Below are 18282 nucleotides of genomic sequence, written 5' to 3' on the forward strand. Positions count from 1 at the left end.
CGATCCTACAATGTTGTCCAGATTTCCGAAACAACCTTATTGGTTTGTTCCGAGAAATTTGGCTATTTTTAATTAGGAAGGGGAAATAAAATGCGTGTTTCTGTTGGGAAATGGACAAAACATAAATTGATGCTTGAGGATGAAAGACTTGCTTCCTTTTTGCCTGATACACAATATTTGGATAAAACTTCCTTGAATATAATGTTAGACAAATATAATCAAATAATGGTAAAGCCATGCTTTGGTTATCAGGGGAGAGGAATTATCCAAATCTCTTCATTATTAGATGAAGAATTCGAACTTCATATTGAACGCAGGAAATCATTTGTAAAAGGAAAGGAGAACATCTACGATTACTTAAAAGAGAATCACTTTCCAAGAAAAAGACAACGGTATATCGTCCAGCAAAGAATTCCACTTGCAACGATAAATAATAATCCATTTGATGTTCGGGTAATGGTACAAAAGAAAAAGGATTCTTTGGAATGGGTAGTAACTGGTAAACTTGCAAAAGTGGCAGCAAATAATTTTGTTGTTACTAACGTAGCAAAAGCTGTTTTATCAGTGGAAGATGCTATTGAAAAATCACTGATAAACAATGAAAAAAAAATTAAAGATATTGTCGCGGATTTAGAGGAAGTTTCCGTGTTGATTGCGGGGCAATTAGCAAATTCCTATCCCAAAAAACGTGTATATGGAATCGATCTTGGTATTGATTTAGAAGGGAAGGTCTGGATTATAGAAGCAAACCTAAGACCTGCTTTATCCATGTTTAAATTATTAAATGATGGCTCATATGAAACCATTAAATCTTATAAAAGAGGATGAAAAATGGATAGGCATAACATCTGCCTATACCTTTTAATGTGAATTGAATATAAATTATGGTAAAGGTCCTAATTGCCTATTTATATTAGGAGGCGGAGGAAAGAGGATGAATACGGTTGGTGTACTGCTTTCTAAAAGGGAATGGAGTAAGTTATTTAGCCAAAAAAACAAAAAGGACGAAATTTGGCATATTTATGCGAAGAAGGGTCGAGAGTTAGACCTTAAAATTCAATTCTTTACACTTACTGATATTTCCCTCGAGAGTTTAAAAACGCAAGCAATTGAAATTCAGAATAATTCTATGATAAAAAAGGATACAGTTGACATCCCATCAATTATTTATAACCCAACAATATTTTATAAAAAAAAGTATAACAAAAAGTTAAGGGAACTTTCTAACCACCCCAAATTTCAAGTCCTTAATGAACACCATATAATAAAGAAAAAAGAATTATGTGCATTACTAGATTCATATTCTGATTTAAAAATAGATTTTGAGGAAGAAAACGACGCTAACAATACTTTATTTACTTTATATGTATTAGGTCAAAAAAAGTTAAATAATAAATGGAAATCCCCGATTATGTACGCAAAAGATTCCAACCAAAAATTATACTATCTCGAAGATGCCTCATTGGATGTATTATGGGAGTGCAGCCAAAGGGTTTTAGATATCATTCACTTATATTACCCTGGAATTTTCGAGATTGGCATTGTATTTTCATTAAATAAAAATGGTAGCTATTCTTTAAGTTCAACCTGTTCGATTAATACCATTGTTAAAGATATTTTTGAATATAACATTAAGATGTGTGAAAAAATATGTAAATTCCCATTCAAGGTTGCCAAGGAACTACTACAACAAAAGAATGCTCACGATGAAATCAGTAATGAATATAGCCTTGCTTATCCATCACAATCAACCGAACTTTTATCAATTCCAGAATCTGAAGATAATCAGATAATGCTTTCAAATGAGGAAAGTATTAATCTCTGGATCAAATTTAAGGAGTTTCAGGACAAGGAAATGTGCCTGAAATTACCAATGCCTCAGTCAAAATTAATCACCAGTGGCCAAATCTCCATCCAGTTTGGAATTAATGAACAAACATGTAAAATTGACATCATTGAAAGGGATTTTCCTGTAAAACAAAATTCATATACCAATCCTGCAGAAGTAATGATCTCTAGTTCTCTTTTAAGGAAGCTGCATATCCCTATGGACTTGATATATCAGTTAAAGATATCAAACGATAAAGTAATAATTGGTCCATCCATTGGGCTGTTACTAGGGGAAAACAATCAACTGTACAATCCAACTTATATGGAAAAATACTCTGACCGTCTCATGGAATATGAGAAATTTGGCGGCTTAGTTATTGCCTTTTCCACGCGTTCCATCGATTGGGAGGAAAAGATAGCCTATGGGATGATGTATGATCCTACTGAAAAAAAGTGGAGATATGATTCTGCTCCGATTCCAGCTGCCTTGTACCGTAGAAATTTCCATCAAAATCTTGATAGAATTAATCAGCTAATTGAAATGACAAATAAGAATTTATTCAATTCCCATTACTTTAAGAAATCTGATCTAATTTTATTAAAAGATGAAAAGGAAATTCGTAACCATGTCCCGGCCACATATCTGTTGAAAAAAATCGACGATTTAATTGAATTTGTTCAGGATAGGGAAAAGGTTATATTGAAGCCCGTTAGCCTTTCACGAGGGCGAGGCATCTTTATTTTGGAAAAAAATCAAAAACAAGATGATGGGTATATCCTATACGACCATCAAAATGAGTTTCTACGCCGGTATCTGATTCCTGATACCAAGGGATTAGGGGAAATGTTAAAGAAGTTGAACATATTTAATAAGCAATATTTGTATCAAACCTACATTCCGCTTCTGAAAATAAACAACCGCCCCTTGGATGTGAGAGTAGTTATGCAAAAATATGATATAAAAAGCTGGAAGTGCTCTGGTATCGAATGCAGGGTTGCCGGTGAAAATGAGGTGTTAACCAATATTGCAAGAGGCGGAGAAGCAATGACCTTGGAGGAAGTAGTAATTGGAACAGGAATTAATCAATCATACGATGAGATTAATGAAAGTATTATAAATCTGTGTCAGAAGTTCTGTAATTTAATAGATAAAAAAGACGAACATTATGCAGAATTTGGTTTAGATATCGGTCTTGATCAAGAGGGGTTTCCATGGATTATTGAGGCAAATATTTTTCCGAGTTTTAAAGGCTTTAAAGAAATGGACTATGAAATGTACTTGAAAATACGCTCTCAGCCCATCTTTTATGCTGTTCATTTACAAGGATTTAGCGTAAGTGAAAGTGAGGTGTGGAGCTCCTGCGAAACATATAATAATAAAAATTCCCACTTCAAATCATAATATATAAATGTGTAAAAAACAGGCTATCTGGTATAAGGCCTGTTTTATTTTTACTTACCAATTTTTTAATGAAGAGTTGTCCACACCAATTTAACACTATGTACATAGATTGTTGAAGGGGTATAAAATGCTAGAAAGAGCAGTATTTTTACCTGTAAGGATGTGTTTTTTAGAGTCTTTTAAAAAGAGTGGTGGGATTATTCTGTGAAAATAGTACAAATAGCTAAAAATATTATTCCAGTGCCGCCAATTGGTTACGGTGGTACGGAGCGTGATATACATTATTTAACGAATTGTTTGATTGATCGTGGTCATGAAGTCATTGTTTTTGCTAAACAGGGATCAAAATGTAAAGGTAAATTGATTCCTTATCCAAAGAATAGTTCAAAGAATCTATTACCTTTTGTTAAAAAAAATCTTCCTGATGGTGTGGATGTAATTATTGACCATGCAGGGTTTGTTGCCACGGCCAAACTCCCAATTCCGACCTTATGTTCAATTCATTCTGCCATTAAGTTTAATGTGCAATTTCCTATATATGTTAGTAAATATTTATTGGAACATAAGGGAAATGGGAAAGGCTACTTTGTTCATAATGGAATCGGTGTCGATGATTATCCATATCTGGAGCAGAAAGAGAATTTCTTACTATCACTTGGAAGAATAATTCAATCAAAAGGGACACATTTGGCAATTAAGGCAGCAAAAGCTACAGGGGATTCATTAATTATTGCAGGTAATGTACCCAAAAAAGGTATTGCATATTTTAATAAGGAGGTTAAGCCACACATTGATGGAGAGCAAATAAAATATATAGGGGAGGTGGGTGGTGAAGAAAAAATGGAACTACTTTCTAAAGCAAAATGTGTCCTTTTTCCAATTACTTGGGGTGAACCATTTGGATTGGTACCAATTGAAGCAATGGCCTGTGGTACCCCTGTTATTGCTTTTAGAAAAGGGGGAGTACTGGAGACAATGAATGGTTTCCCAGAGCTAACTTGTAATAATTTAAATGAAATGGTTACGATCCTTCAACGTAGTCATTTTCCGCCTCCCAAAAAATTAAGGGAGTATGTCATTCAATATTTCTCAGCTGAGGTTATGACAGATAATTTTGAGAAGCTTATCCATAAGGCAATTAAGGAATATAAAAAATAATTAGGGAATTTGTAGATATCATTGCTTTTGAAGGGGTGGGTACATGAAAAAAATTTTGTATGTAGGTTTTCTTGGTCATAATAACCTAGGAGATGAATTATTGTTTGACCTATTCGAAGAAATGAGTGGGAAGTACCTTGATACGAACAAATATCAAATTTCAGCTACTTCTCCATATTCTTTCTCAGCCTTAAAAAGGTTTGATAACAAGTATGATATATATATACTAGGTGGAGGCTCTCTGTTAACACCGTCCTTCTCCTATATCAATTATATTTATAAAGCCGTTAAACAAAATAAAAAAGTGATAATATGGGGGAGTGGAATCGATCGGATTCCCAAAAAATATATTGATAACCTTCATATTCAAGAAGATTTTGATGTTCGTAATATAATTGACAAGAATAATAGAAAAATGTTAATTGAAATTATTGAACATTCAGTTTGGTGTGGGGTTAGAGGTCCACTTACCTACAAGTTTCTAAAGGCAATTGGAGCAAATATGGACAAAGTAGAAATTAGTGGAGATCCTGGCTTACTTTTAGGTGTAGATAATGGCACATCTAGTTTTTTATGGGGAAATAATGAAAAAATAATAGGTGTTAATTGGGCCATTCACAAAGATAAGTTAAGAAATATGCATGAAATAGAGGTTGAAAACCAATTAGCAGTCACACTTAAAGATTATATTCTGCAGGGCTATAAAATATATATGTATAGTTTATGGAAAAAAGATATTGAAGTAAGCAATCGGCTTTACAGGAAAATAAATGATAATGTAAACGTTATTCATGATACCAGGTTGTATAATCAAAATGAGTTAATGGGTTTAATGCAATATTTTCATTTCACTATTAATTACAGATTGCATGCTAGTGTAATATCTTGTGCTTCTGGTGTTCCTTATATTTCTCTTGGAAATAGGTTTAAAGATTTAGATTTTGCCCATTCTATTGACCTTAAAGAGTTAGTGATTTCCACAGAATCGCTAAACATTAAACAAAAAATTAATGGAGTAAGTCTGTATATTAATGCCAATCGTGAAGAAATAATAAATAAATTTAATAAACATAAACAAAAATATAGTCAAAAGTTAATAACTCCATTTAATCAAAATTTATTTTATTAAAAAATATCAAATAAAAAACATGCCCTTAAGTGGGCTTGTTTTTTTATTTTCTAAAATTTGCAGTATCAAGCTCCTAGTCATTTCCAAATGCTTTTGTTGTATATTGGACAAAGTTTTCTACTCTTCCGATGATATAACTTCTTCGCCTTAATCGTGCATTTGATTGCTTAAAGGTGTGAAAATTCCGATTGCTTCTTCGAATGTAAACATAGTTATACCTGCTTGTTGTATAAATTTTCACATTCCTGCGCTTGCAAATACGTACAAACCCACTGTCTTCCCCTGAGCCTTTTATAGAAGGGAACTTAATCCTTGGGTAGATTTCTTTCTTGAAAATTAAAGTCCCGCCTTTCAAAGAGCTTTTCCCCGCTTTATTCTCAGTACCAAGTTTTCGAATGGTTAATAGTTTTTCTTTTTCAAAATACATAAATGATTTTCCCTTGCCCACCAGCTGTGCATTTGTATTATTAAAAACTTCCATAGCCTCTGTTAAATAGTAAGGAGAATAGTAATCATCGTCATCAAACTTGGCTACAATATCAAATTTTGCTTTCTCAATACCGAAATTTAAGCAATCTCCTAGTGTTTTCTCTTGCGGAAGTTGATAGATTGTCACATTTGCATAACTTGAAGCTTTTTCCCGCCATTTTGAAATTTTCATTTTGTCATTATTTAGAATAATAATTAATTCTTTTTCCTTCCACCTTTGTCTAGAAAAGTTTTCAAATATATTATTCATCATGTTATCACGAATTGTACATGCGATTAATGTCACCATAATAAACCCTCCTTCCACATTTCTTTTTAGTATATGAGTCAAGCAGTGAAAGTGTTATGCAAAGACCAATAATTCTGAAAAATGGTTAGAAATCTAGAGGAAATATGAGAATATACCCTGCCAATTCCTTTTCTTATGAATAGTATATAAAGAAATTCCCTGATTTTTGTGCCGCCAAAATTTTGTTACCATTCAAATTTGAGGATTTTTTTATTCGAGAAAATAAACGTTCTAAAATGGGATTTAAAGGAGTGAAAAAAATGATTCCCTCTTATGATTTTTCACTAACACCAAACAGCAATATGGTAATATGCTGTCTGGCTACCGGTAAGAATCATGTGGCTGCATTAGAAATAATGAAACCTACGGTGGAGTATTACGGAAGACTCCATGGTATTGATACTTTGTTTTATAATAAAAAACTTCTCCCAAATGAAATGGCTAAAAAGCATAAAGTTTTTTTGCTTTATAACCTATTAAAATATTACGAAATTGTCATGTGGATGGATTCAGATACCATTATTGTTGATCCACGAGTTGATATCCGAAGTGAATTAACTACTGACCATGTTGTTTATATGACAAGTTATTTTAGAAGAAAACCGCTTTTCCCAAATTCAGGGGTAATTGTGGTGAAACGTAATCCAAAAGCGATTGAAATATTAGAGGCTGTTTGGAGACACAAAAAGAAGCAAAGTGATGAGTGGTGGGATCAACAAGCCTTCTTAAAGCTTCTTGGTTTTAGGAATAGAAATATTAGAATTTTATCTTATAATGGTCCAACTAAATATACGCCCCTAATTGGAAGTTTACATGTCAAATGGAACAGTAGACCTAATCGGTTCGATGTCGCTAAAAAACCAATTATTGTACATCACTGTGGATTAAAGTGGTGGAAACGACTAAAAAGAATGAGGAAAAGCTATAATTTATTTTTGAGAAATATCGAAAAATATAAAACTCTTCCTAGTAAGGCGGATAGTCCATAAATCTCTTGATGGGTCGTGGTGAAATAATAAATGAAAAGAGGGACAACGATTAATAAGAAAACTAAGAAAGATGATATGAACCCTCAGCTCGAAATAACAATGTGAAACAAACCCTTTTGAGAAGATAAAAATGGCTGGATATAACAAATCAAATGAAGTCGAAGTTGCCTTTGCTATTTCGCTAAAAAGTAAAAGTTCATCCCGAAATTGGACAAGGGTTCAAAACAATTTAGCTAGAACACTAAGGTCAATCATAAACAATACGGACCAAAATTTTAGGATAGTCATCGCTGGTCATGAAAAACCAACTATTATAGAAATGAACCATGAGCTTGTTACATGGCTGCCTGTTCGTTTCTCTCCCCCAACCTCCATTAGTAAATATAGCAGTGACAAATTTCGTAAACGTAGAGTGATTGGAGCTTTCTTAAGGAAAAGCGGTTTCTCAGGATACTTTATGCCTCTAGATGCAGATGATTGGGTTCACTATCGATTTGTAGAATATATTAGGTCCCATTCGATTACAGATGCATTTGTTATGAACTCAGGTTGCATGGCCAATATGAAAAGTAAACAGATATGGGTAAGGGAACGTTTTTATAAAGCATGTGGAAGCAGTGCAATATTTTATTTTCGTAATAATGATTTCCCTCGCACCTCTATGAAGAGAGACGTGATGAAGTCTAAATTTAAATGGGTAATTTTTGCACATGCGAAAGTTACAAATTATCTTAATAATAAAAACTACAAAATGGTGAATTACCCACTTGTTACCTGGGTTGTTGTTCATGGAGACAACAATACTACTATGAAAAGAAAAATAAGAAGTTCCATTTCTGCAAAAAGGTATCAGGCCATTTCTGAAAATCTCCAGGATTGGTTTTATGAATATTATAAAATAAAGTAGAATGAGTTATTCAATAATAGATTAAGATTAAGTATTCAAGAGGGACTTGCTATTTGTAGGTGCTTCTTTGCTGTTTTTTTTATTATAGGGAAACTGCCGTGGCAAAGGATATATATTTGCATGTAATAATAAGTAAACTTTTTATGTTTTATTAGCTGAGGTAAATCCAATGGTTTTTATAAGTCATTATCAGAATCATGACACATTATTGAGACTGTTATTTGTTACACCTTTTCGTTATTCGAAAGCTGTAGACGGATTATAGAAAAAAAGGAGATTAGGAATATGAATACTCCAACAGTTGGAATATTAGTAGGTGGGTTGATATATAGTGGAATTAAGACTAACAGGTCTAATTTAGAGCAAATCAGTTTTTATGAAGAGGCCTGTATACAATATGGGCTGTGTCCTTGCTTTTTTCGATTAAAAGATATAAAGCTTGAGACAGATCAAATTAATGCGTTAGTAAAAGGTGATAAGGGAAAATATGAATTGAAAGTTATCACCATACCCAAAATTATTCATAATCGAGGACTTTTTTTTAGGAATGAATCAAAGATAAAGATAAAGAATCTTCAAAAGACGGGGGTTATTATTTTTAATGATAGGAATCGTTATGGAAAATGGGGTGTTCATGAGATTTTAATGAAAAATGAAGAATTGCAGCCCCATTTGCCTGAAACGAAACGTGCAAGTTCGTTGAATTTCATAGAAATGCTGGAGAAGCATAAACAGCTAATCATTAAGCCGAGTGGCGGAAGTCTAGGCGGCGGGGTCGTTATGGTTGAAAAAAAGGATAGTGAATTTTGGGAAGTTTGTTATAACCAGAAAAGAGAGTCATTTGCTAACGATTGGCCAGACATCATTCGTAAAAAGGTCTTAAATAAAAATTACATCATTCAGGAACGAATTCAGCTTGCACAGTATCAAGGAAGCCCTTTTGATTTACGTGTCTCCGTCCAAAAAAATGGATTAGGAGAATGGCAGGTAACAGGTGTGGTTGGTAAGGTTGCTAAAATAGGAAATTATGTAACCAATGTTGCAAAAGGTGGTACCTGTAAAACGCTTACTGAACTATTATCCGATTATTCTGACCTGGATTTCAACGAAGTCTATCAATCTATTGAAGACTTTTCAATTAAAGCAGTAACTGAATTAAATAAGTATTTCCCTAACCTAGCAGATGTAGGGCTGGATATTGGTTTAACTACTGAAGGTTTTCCCATGTTTATTGAATGTAATTGCCGCGATCTTAGAATAACATTTAAAAAAGCTCAAATGCATGAAGTATGGAAAGCAACATATACAACACCAATCAGTTATGCGAGGTATCTTTTTGATTCCAAGATAATTTAGACACTTGTCAAGGGATGTGATTTATTTGCAAGGTATCGGTATGCTCCACTTCCGGAAAAATCCTGTGGATGTAAAAAAGGCGTATCCCTTTGCAGCCGTTGCGAAAATGGAAGGGGTTCACTTTTTTTACTTTTCATTTAATAATGTGGACTTTGACAACATGAAGATTAAGGGTTGGATGTATGAGGAAGGGAAGTGGATTCAAAAACAAGTAGATTTTCCTTCTGTTGTGATAAACAGCTGCAACCCAAAAACGGAGAACCAGAAAATCATACTAAAGAAGATAAAAAAATATGCGATTTTAACAAGCTTTCCAGTAGGGAACAAAATGAAAGTATATAAAAAAGTGAAAAAAGCAAAAGTGTTCGCCTCCTATCTAATCCCTTCCACTACGCTACTCCAGGCAGAAGAACTTATTTCATTTTTAAAAGATCAACCGAGAGCCGTAATAAAACCTTTATCTGGAAATCATGGGAAAAAGGTGTTTTTTATCGAAAAAACGGAGGAACAGTTTAGAGTAACAGAAGGATTCAACATCATGTATATGAATGAAAAGGAACTTAACAGTTACTTTTGTCCAATTATTGCAGCACAAAAGTTTCTGATGCAACCTTTCATTGAATGTAAAACAAAAAGTGGTCTTACTTATGATTTTAGATTACATGTTCAAAAAAATGGTGAAGGGAAATGGGAAATCACCTTAATTTATCCTCGTATAAGTGGAAATGCAAAAATGATTAGTAATATAAGCAGTGGTGGCTACCGGGGAGAATTAGCCTCCTTTTTAGAAGATGAATTTGATGAAGATTCGAAAAAAGTTAAGGAAAACCTTGAGGTCTTTGCTTTAACCTTTTCTACTCATTTAGATACTTTATATGAACATTCGTTTGATGAGCTTGGTATAGATGTTGGTATTGATACAAACCAAAGACTATGGTTATTTGAAGTGAATTGGAGACCAGGTTCAAAAAACAGGGAATTTGACGTTGCCAAACGCCTTATTCCTTATTGTAAATATCTTTTAAATAAAAATAGTATCCCGTAAAAAGAAGCGCAAGAACTTAAATGCGGATATTTTCGAATGCCCTCACCGTTACAATTTCGTTATTATCGGTATTAGGGCTCTTTTCGATGATGAAGCATGCCTAGTAACGTCCAAAATCCCCTTTCTATATTACAAACTGTTAAAGTGTGGTAAAACAGCGATATTTGTTATGGGTAGGGTGCGAAGTAGAAATTTGTATCCTTTTGGAACTTTAGGCTTGTATACTTAAATTTCTTTAAATATAATATATTTAGAAAATTGTTATTATTAAGTGAATGAACATTCATTCACAAAGGAGGTAAATTATGAATTTATCATCAAAACTTCAGGAAACTGCCAAGGAGTCAGCGGGCAAAACTGCTTACTATTTTATGGGACAAGGAACTACATATGCTGAATTGGATGGAGCGATTACAAAGTTCGCTTCTGGCTTAGAAAAATTAGGAGTAAAGCAAGGGGATCATATTGCTTTATTACTTGGAAACTCACCGCATTTTGTCATTGGATTATACGGGGCATTACGGTTAGGGGCTACAGTGATTCCAGTTAATCCTATATACACAGCAGATGAGATTGGATATATATTAAATAACGGTGATGTAAAGCTTGCAGTTGCTCTGGATATGGCCATCCCTTTAGCCGAAAAGGTTCATGCTTTCTTGCCTAAGGTTGAGAATTTTATATTCTGTGAAACAAGTGAAAATGGAATTGCTAAGCATAATATTGAATCACTTACCCTTTACCCTAAAATGAAATCGTTTACAGAAGTGGTTGGGTCAGGTGATCTCTCCTTTAAAGGACCTGAGCTGCAGGATGATGACACCGCGATCATTCTTTATACCTCTGGGACCACAGGGAAACCAAAAGGCGCAATGCTGACACACAAAAATTTATACAGCAATGCAAGTGATGTCGGCGATTATTTAAAGATGAATAATCAAGACCGCGTCATTACAACCCTTCCTATGTTCCATGTATTCTGCTTAACTGTAGCTTTAAATGCACCATTGCTAAGTGGAGCAACCATCTTGATCGCGCCAAGATTTAGTCCTAAGGAAATATTCGATTTGGCAAGAGAGTATGAAGCAACTGTTTTTGCTGGAGTACCAACCATGTATAATTTCCTTTATCAATATCCAGATGCTAATCCTGTTGATTTCAAAACATTAAGGTTATGTATTTCTGGCGGTGCCTCCTTACCTGTTGCGCTGCTTAATAATTTTGAAAAGAAATTTAATGTCACTGTTTCAGAGGGTTATGGTTTGTCGGAGGCTTCACCGGTTACCTGTTTCAATCCGCTAGATCGACCGCGTAAGGCTGGTTCTATTGGAACGTCTATTCTTCATGTTGAAAACAAAATAGTTAATGAACTAGGAGAGGAACTTCCTATTGGAGAAGTTGGTGAATTAATTGTTTCTGGTCCGAATGTCATGAAGGGCTATTATAAAATGCCGGAAGAAACAGCTGCAGCCATCCGTGAAGGCTGGCTATATACAGGGGACTTGGCAAGAATGGATGAAGAGGGCTATTTCTATATCGTTGATAGAAAGAAAGATTTGATAATAGTTGGCGGGTATAATGTCTATCCTCGTGAGGTTGAAGAAGTCCTTTATAACCATCCTGATGTAGTAGAAGCGGCCGTTCTTGGCGTGCCAGATTCAGAATTTGGAGAATCAGTAAAATGCTTTGTTGTGAGGAAAAATTCAAATACGACCGAAGAGTATTTACTCGAGTATTGTAGAGAACACTTAGCGAAGTATAAAGTTCCTTCTTCGATTGAGTTCCTAGAAGAACTTCCAAAAAACACAACTGGAAAAATTTTGCGAAGAGCTTTAAAAACTCAGATTAATCAGACCGTATAAAGACATGATAGATATAAGGAAAATAACATGGCTGAATCCTCGCCATGTTTTTTTATTTCATTTTTTCTGAAAATTTGATAAAATTTATTTTTAAACTATGCAGAGAGAAGGGATAATAAAGTGTCTGAGATTGCTATCGGAAAGGAATCATCTGAATTTAAAAAGGGTCTGCAGGCAGGGATAAGCATTGCGATTGGATATTTTCCAATCGCATTGACCTTTGGTCTCCTTGCTAAAACAACTGGACTATCTATATATGAATCTGTGTTAATGAGTATGATTGTATTTGCTGGTGCTTCACAGTATATTTCATTAAGCTTGATTGTCTATGGGACTGGGATACTTGAAATTGTTTTAACAACCTTTATCGTAAACATTCGCCATTTTCTAATGTCGACAACTTTAAATGAAAAATGTGAAGATGACCATCTTGGGAATAAAATGGTTTATTCATTTGGAATTACCGATGAGACATTTTCAGTCGTGGCGACCAAGGAAGGAACAGCTTCGACTGGATTCATGTTTGGGGTAAATTTATTGGCGTATTCAAGCTGGGTTATATTTACTGGGGTTGGTCATTTGATAGGGGCAAGTCTTCCTCAAACATTACAAGAAAGTATGGGAATTGCCCTCTATGCGATGTTTGTCGGTCTCTTAGTACCATCTTTGAAAAAAAGTGGTAAAGTGTTATTTCTAGCTGCACTTGCCGCAATCTTTAATTCGATTTTTACACTAGGCGGTATGATGGCACAAGGATGGTCCATTGTGACCTCAACGATTCTGTCTGCTGTTCTAATGGAACTGATTGAAATGGTGAAGGCAAAGCATTGGGGTGTTAACGATGAAAAGTGAAATTGTGTGGATGATAATTGGGATGGGTTTAGTTACGTATATACCAAGGATGCTTCCGTTTGTATTGTTTAAAGGTAGGGAGCTTCCCCCCTTTATCCAAGGCGTGCTAAAAAACGTCCCATATGCAACATTGGGAGCATTAATTTTCCCAGCAATCCTTTTACTGCAAAAGGATGATATTTGGTATGGAATAGCAGGGGCTGCCGCCGCATTTGCTGCAGCTTTCTTAGGGGCAAATGTCATTATTGTGGTTTTAGGGTCGATCACAGTCCTTGCCCTATATTCTTATTTTCTTTGAGTCGGTAAATCCGGCTTTTTTTGTTCTAAATATTATCTTTTTAACTAAACTATGTATAGAGAGGTTGTACAAAAAGGAGGGACAACATATTACATGGTTAGGAAAATGGGATTCTATGCAGTTTTGGCCTATGCATTATATGGGTTATTTTTCTACTGGTATTTATTTCACTTCGCAGACATTAGCCTGCCTTTTGAATATCAAGGAACAAAAGCAGACCCGGCAACTTTTTTAAATGGCAGAGAGTTAATGTTGAGTGAAGAGTATTCGAAAATAAGGAATTTGTTATTCTTTCTTTCAACACCATTTGAATGGCTTTTCTATTTTTTTATTTTATTATTTGGATTTTCGAAGGCGTTTAAAAAATGGGCAGAGAGTTCTTCTAAGTACAAGTTTCTTCAAACTGCTATTTACCTTATATGGCTTTCATTTTTTGCTTTTGTGGCGACATTCCCTTTAAGCTATATTAGTTTTTCCTTATCAAAAACGTATAACATCTCCACACAAAGCTTTGCGTTATGGATGAAGGAAGAACTAATTGATTTTTGGATCAATTATGGAACGTTACTGGTCATTGTTCCCGTATTATATTGGCTGATGAAAAAAAGTGTTAAACGCTGGTGGCTCTATGCTTGGGCTTTATCGATACCTTTTACACTGTTCATGATGTTTTTACAGCCGGTAGTTATCGATCCGTTATATAATGATTTTTATCCTTTGAAAAATAAAGAATTAGAAACAAAGATATTGGATTTAGCAGACAAGGCTCAAATTCCAGCAGAACATGTCTTTGAAGTAAATATGTCTGCCGAGACAAATTCATTAAATGCCTATGTAACCGGTATTGGCGCAAATGCAAGAATTGTACTATGGGATACAACCTTAAATAAATTATCAGATGACCAAATTTTATTTATCATGGCACATGAAATCTGTCACTATGTCGAAAATCATATATATATTGGAATAGCCTTGTATTTACTGCTATCACTGTTAGGTTTATATCTGACCTATCGAATTATGAATTGGGTGATTGCACGTTTTGGGAAAGAACTAAAAATCCCAGATGCAAGAGATATTCGATCCCTGCCACTTTTTTTCATGATTCTTTCGATGTTACTGTTCACTGCCAGTCCTCTTTCAAATTTAATTTCTCGGTATGAAGAAACACGGGCTGATAGATATGCAATAAATATGACCCAAAACCCTGACGCTGCCATTACTTCTTTCCAAGAATTAACCCGCTCAGGCTTAAGTCAGGTCAATCCGCCATTATTAGTGAAGATTTTCCGTTACAGTCATCCTACTATGCTTGAACGAATTTCTATGCTGGAAGAATATGAAGTAAAAATGAAGAATAAATAGCCAAAAAGGAATGGGAAAGGAGAATTATCTCCTTTCCCATTCCTTTTTTAATGTGTCTTTACGTCCCAAATCGTTTATTTATCTCTATAAGCTGTTTGGATAAAAGGTAAAAGTCTTTTTTATCCCGATGGTCAATTGCACAATCAATTTTTTTCAGCAGTTTTTCTTTTTCAACCGTCAATTGAATTTCTGATAAGAGCATATCAATATACAGATCCTGGACAAAGTTCTCTTTTCGTTGACGTTTCATGGCACCAAGTTTCATTAATTCCGTGTATGATTTCTCATTCATCAAAATCACCTCTGATGCTTTTTAATATTATATGGAATTTTTTTGATAATATCAATAAAGATTTATAATCTTCTGATAAATATTTTTGTAATAACTTTGTGAATAAATTCGCAACAATTCAGAAAAATAAATAAACCATAAATTAATCGTGGTATGATGGGTAAAATTGCTAAATGGAGTTGAAAATATTGAAGCTGAAGCAAATTGAAGAATATGAGGTAAACCCGTTTACGATGTTCATAAAGCCCATCGTGTATGGCAGTAAAATTTATTCAGAGATTATTGAAGTAGAAGATGAATTTTTATCCCCTTTTAAACCGCTCGATATTATCAGAAATAGTTGTGAGTATTATGGATGTGATTATGAAGGCCGCCGGAATGGTACAAAACAGTTAGTCGGTTATGCACATAAAATTCCGATTGCGATCGATCCCACCAACCGCATTTTTTTCTTCCCTACCACATCACCAAACCGTCAAGAGTGTATTTGGATTTCTCATGAACATGTAAAAAAGCCGGTCCGAATTAATCCTCAAGAAACTTTAATCCTTTTTAATAATAATCAATCTTTTGAATTACCTGTTTCATGCAGTTCGATTACTTCTCAACTGGAGAGGACATCGTATTTAAGGACAAAGTTAATGCAAAGAATTGAACATAATGAAAGAAAGTCATTTTATTTAATGCAGCGTCCAAAGTCCCTGGAAGCATCAGAAGAATCTTTCGAATATGGTAAAAAGAAAATGAAGGATAAGCATTAACCGTTTATTGAGACGGGTGCTGTTTAAGATAATAAAACTCCATTAATTCTTGAACTTTATTGCGTAATCTTGGATTAAAGTAATTATGGGCTTCTTCATAGCCTTTATATAAAAACATATACATGGTAAAAGCATCGTCACGTTTGGTTTCAATTACTTTGAGGTTATTCTTTTTCATATATTGTTTAACTTCAGCTAATTCCCTTTGAATGATTTTCATTGTCTCTTCAATTAGTGCTATATAAGGTTTTTTTAATTTGAATGGACTCTTTTCCACAACAGTCAAATCCCGATTTAAGATAATTAATACCATGGGCAAATAGATGGCTTTTTCCATTATATTACGATCATCCTCTGGAATTCTGGTCATCCTATCATCGGCTCCTTTCAATCAACAAGAACAAGTGTTCCTTTTTATCATACAAAAATCTTGTTGAAAACGCAATGCTAAAAAAGCTTGCGTTTTTTATTTGCAAAATTTGGTACTTGTATGAGAAAGTTTTTGATAGAAGGATATTAACTCGGGGAAAATGAATTATATATAGACACATTAAAATGATGTAAAAGTCCATAAGGGATTAAAAATATTACATAGATGGGTGAGTCCAAGATGAGATATGAAAAGCATAAAAGGAAAAAAAGAAAATCGACATCTATATTATTAGTTCTGCTGGTCCTATTTGGTGCAACAGCGGGTTATGTATATTATCAGTATAAACAAGGAGTTAATCAATCTTTAGAGATAATTAATAATGGGAGTACAGAAAATAATGTCAATGAAGTATATGCTTTTGAAGGTAAAAAGGATCAATATGGGGCTACCAATATCCTTTTATTAGGAAGTGATGCAAGAGAGGGTGAGAAAGCATCTCGAGCCGATACAATCATGATTGCTCATTATAATGAAGACAAAGGAACCTATAAATTAACTTCCATCATGAGGGATATTTATGTAAGTATCCCTGATGAGGGTAAGCATAAAATCAATTCCGCCTTTATGCGTGGCGGGCCGGAGCTGATGAGAAAAACAATCAAGGAGAACTTTGATATTGATTTACAGTATTATGCGATTGTTGACTTTCAAGGTTTTGTACAATTGATTGATGAGGCCTTTCCAAAAGGTGTAGAAATAAATGTTGAAAAGAGAATGGAAGCAAACGTTGATGTACCACTAGAACCAGGTCTGCAAAAATTAAATGGAGATCAAATGCTTAGCTTTGTACGATTTCGGCATGATGCTATAGGGGATTTTGGCCGTGTTCAACGTCAGCAGCAGGCACTTCAGGCAATTGGAGATCAGCTTTCAGGCATTCAAACGATTCCAAAGCTGCCTAAATTAGTAGGGGTTGTTAAACCCTATATCAATACAAATATGGATACAGGCGATATATTATTTATGGCAAAGGATTTCTTTGGAAAAGACAGAGGAACGATTGAGACTTTTAGAATCCCTATTGAGAATGGATATAGAGATGCAAATATAAAAGGGGAAGGTGCTGTTTTGGAGTTAGATTTAGAGGAGAATAGAGAGGCTTTTCACCAGTTCTTAACTAAATAAGCAAAACAAACAGCACAAAGCATTACGTAAGGAGCAATCATATGGACTTTGAAGCAATCAAGGCATGGTTCACACTAGAAAATATAATGGACTTAATTCAAGAGTACCGGTCCTTTGGGCCAATACCAGGGGTAGTGCTGCCCATGATTGAAGCATTTTTGCCGTTTCTGCCGCTAGTATTATTCGTAATGGCGAATGCAAGTGCTTTTGGGCTCTGGCTGGGCTTTTTATATTCTTGGCTGGGGTCTTGTTTAGGGGCATTAATACTTTTTTTACTTATAAGAAAATATGGTCAAAAAAGAGTATTTTCATTTCTCTCAAAACATCAAAAGGTTAGAAAGTTGATGGATTGGGTTGATCGTCACGGTTTTGGTCCACTCTTTTTACTGCTATGTTTCCCGTTCACACCCTCAGTTGTTGTAAATATTGTAGCGGCTCTTTCAAAAATTAGTATTTACCAATATATGCTTGCCGTTGCAATTGGCAAAATGGTGATGATTTTCACCATGAGTTTTGTGGGTTATGATCTTCATTCTTTGATTACACAGCCTTACCGTACAGCAATTGTTTTTCTTGTTATTTTTATTCTTTGGTATGTTGGAAAAAGAATTGAAGTAAGATTGAATAAGAGCATGGAAAATGACCATAATGAGGAGATAAATAGAGGGAAAGAATTGAGGAAAAGGAGGAGCTGAAAATG

The 18282-nt window shown here is 34.4% G+C and carries 18 protein-coding genes; 15 read left to right on the forward strand and 3 right to left on the reverse strand.

Annotated elements, in window-relative coordinates:
• The first annotated feature begins 90 nt into the window (after window positions 1–90).
• From QNH48_RS07580 to QNH48_RS07595, 4 genes are all read left to right on the forward strand, one after another.
• Window positions 91–828 carry a YheC/YheD family protein gene (locus QNH48_RS07580; protein ID WP_283954414.1) on the forward strand — a complete coding sequence of 246 codons (738 nt, stop codon included), beginning with the start codon at window positions 91–93 and terminating at the stop codon, window positions 826–828.
• 106 nt (window positions 829–934) lie between these two features.
• Entirely contained in the window at window positions 935–3232 is a 2298-nt protein-coding gene (locus QNH48_RS07585) for a YheC/YheD family endospore coat-associated protein (RefSeq protein ID WP_283954415.1), read from the forward strand.
• Window positions 3233–3436: 204 nt separating this feature from the next.
• On the forward strand, window positions 3437–4390 hold the full coding sequence (locus QNH48_RS07590; protein ID WP_283954416.1) for a glycosyltransferase family 4 protein: 954 nt from the start codon (window positions 3437–3439) through the stop codon (window positions 4388–4390).
• 43 nt (window positions 4391–4433) lie between these two features.
• Window positions 4434–5519: a polysaccharide pyruvyl transferase family protein gene (locus QNH48_RS07595; RefSeq protein ID WP_283954417.1), complete on the forward strand. Its 1086-nt coding sequence runs from the start codon at window positions 4434–4436 to the stop codon at window positions 5517–5519.
• Between the two features lie 73 nt (window positions 5520–5592).
• Here QNH48_RS07595 and QNH48_RS07600 read toward each other — a convergent pair whose 3' ends face one another.
• A complete protein-coding gene (locus tag QNH48_RS07600; protein WP_283954418.1) occupies window positions 5593–6297 on the reverse strand; it encodes a glycosyltransferase in 705 nt (234 codons plus the stop codon).
• Between the two features lie 260 nt (window positions 6298–6557).
• Between QNH48_RS07600 and QNH48_RS07605 the strand changes: the two genes are divergently transcribed.
• From QNH48_RS07605 to QNH48_RS07640, 8 genes are all read left to right on the forward strand, one after another.
• Window positions 6558–7286 carry a putative nucleotide-diphospho-sugar transferase gene (locus tag QNH48_RS07605; RefSeq protein ID WP_283955710.1) on the forward strand — a complete coding sequence of 243 codons (729 nt, stop codon included), beginning with the start codon at window positions 6558–6560 and terminating at the stop codon, window positions 7284–7286.
• Window positions 7287–7416: 130 nt separating this feature from the next.
• On the forward strand, window positions 7417–8193 hold the full coding sequence (locus tag QNH48_RS07610) for a hypothetical protein (RefSeq protein WP_283954419.1): 777 nt from the start codon (window positions 7417–7419) through the stop codon (window positions 8191–8193).
• A gap of 285 nt (window positions 8194–8478) precedes the next feature.
• On the forward strand, window positions 8479–9549 hold the full coding sequence (locus tag QNH48_RS07615) for a YheC/YheD family endospore coat-associated protein (protein WP_283954420.1): 1071 nt from the start codon (window positions 8479–8481) through the stop codon (window positions 9547–9549).
• Between the two features lie 25 nt (window positions 9550–9574).
• Complete coding sequence (locus QNH48_RS07620; protein WP_283954421.1) at window positions 9575–10594, forward strand: YheC/YheD family protein; 1020 nt, start codon at window positions 9575–9577, stop codon at window positions 10592–10594.
• 305 nt (window positions 10595–10899) lie between these two features.
• Window positions 10900–12456 carry a fatty acid--CoA ligase family protein gene (locus QNH48_RS07625; protein WP_283954422.1) on the forward strand — a complete coding sequence of 519 codons (1557 nt, stop codon included), beginning with the start codon at window positions 10900–10902 and terminating at the stop codon, window positions 12454–12456.
• A gap of 120 nt (window positions 12457–12576) precedes the next feature.
• Window positions 12577–13308 (forward strand): AzlC family ABC transporter permease, encoded by a 732-nt coding sequence (locus tag QNH48_RS07630; RefSeq protein WP_283954423.1) that lies wholly within the window; start codon window positions 12577–12579, stop codon window positions 13306–13308.
• Window positions 13298–13606, forward strand: coding sequence for an AzlD domain-containing protein (locus QNH48_RS07635; protein WP_283954424.1), 309 nt, complete (start codon window positions 13298–13300; stop codon window positions 13604–13606). The genes QNH48_RS07630 and QNH48_RS07635 overlap by 11 nt, the downstream gene beginning before the upstream one ends.
• Window positions 13607–13699: 93 nt before the next feature.
• Window positions 13700–14971: a M48 family metallopeptidase gene (locus QNH48_RS07640; protein ID WP_283954425.1), complete on the forward strand. Its 1272-nt coding sequence runs from the start codon at window positions 13700–13702 to the stop codon at window positions 14969–14971.
• Window positions 14972–15029: 58 nt separating this feature from the next.
• On the opposite strand, the gene QNH48_RS07645 is transcribed toward QNH48_RS07640, so the two are convergent.
• The gene (locus tag QNH48_RS07645) at window positions 15030–15263 is read right to left on the reverse strand and encodes an IDEAL domain-containing protein (protein WP_095248569.1); all 234 of its coding nucleotides are present in this window, start codon (window positions 15261–15263) and stop codon (window positions 15030–15032) included.
• Window positions 15264–15451: 188 nt separating this feature from the next.
• On the opposite strand from QNH48_RS07645, the gene QNH48_RS07650 reads away from it, so the two are divergent.
• Complete coding sequence (locus QNH48_RS07650) at window positions 15452–16024, forward strand: competence protein ComK (RefSeq protein ID WP_283954426.1); 573 nt, start codon at window positions 15452–15454, stop codon at window positions 16022–16024.
• A gap of 4 nt (window positions 16025–16028) precedes the next feature.
• Here QNH48_RS07650 and QNH48_RS07655 read toward each other — a convergent pair whose 3' ends face one another.
• Window positions 16029–16394 (reverse strand): YhjD family protein, encoded by a 366-nt coding sequence (locus tag QNH48_RS07655; protein ID WP_283954427.1) that lies wholly within the window; start codon window positions 16392–16394, stop codon window positions 16029–16031.
• A 240-nt stretch (window positions 16395–16634) separates the two neighbouring features.
• On the opposite strand from QNH48_RS07655, the gene QNH48_RS07660 reads away from it, so the two are divergent.
• Both QNH48_RS07660 and QNH48_RS07665 read left to right on the forward strand, forming a co-directional pair.
• On the forward strand, window positions 16635–17582 hold the full coding sequence (locus QNH48_RS07660) for an LCP family protein (protein WP_283954428.1): 948 nt from the start codon (window positions 16635–16637) through the stop codon (window positions 17580–17582).
• Between the two features lie 41 nt (window positions 17583–17623).
• Window positions 17624–18277 (forward strand): TVP38/TMEM64 family protein, encoded by a 654-nt coding sequence (locus tag QNH48_RS07665; protein WP_283954429.1) that lies wholly within the window; start codon window positions 17624–17626, stop codon window positions 18275–18277.
• Window positions 18278–18282 lie beyond the last annotated feature (5 nt).

Origin of the sequence: Neobacillus sp. YX16 (assembly GCF_030123505.1) — a bacterium.
Classification (GTDB): Bacteria; Bacillota; Bacilli; order Bacillales; family Cytobacillaceae; genus Neobacillus.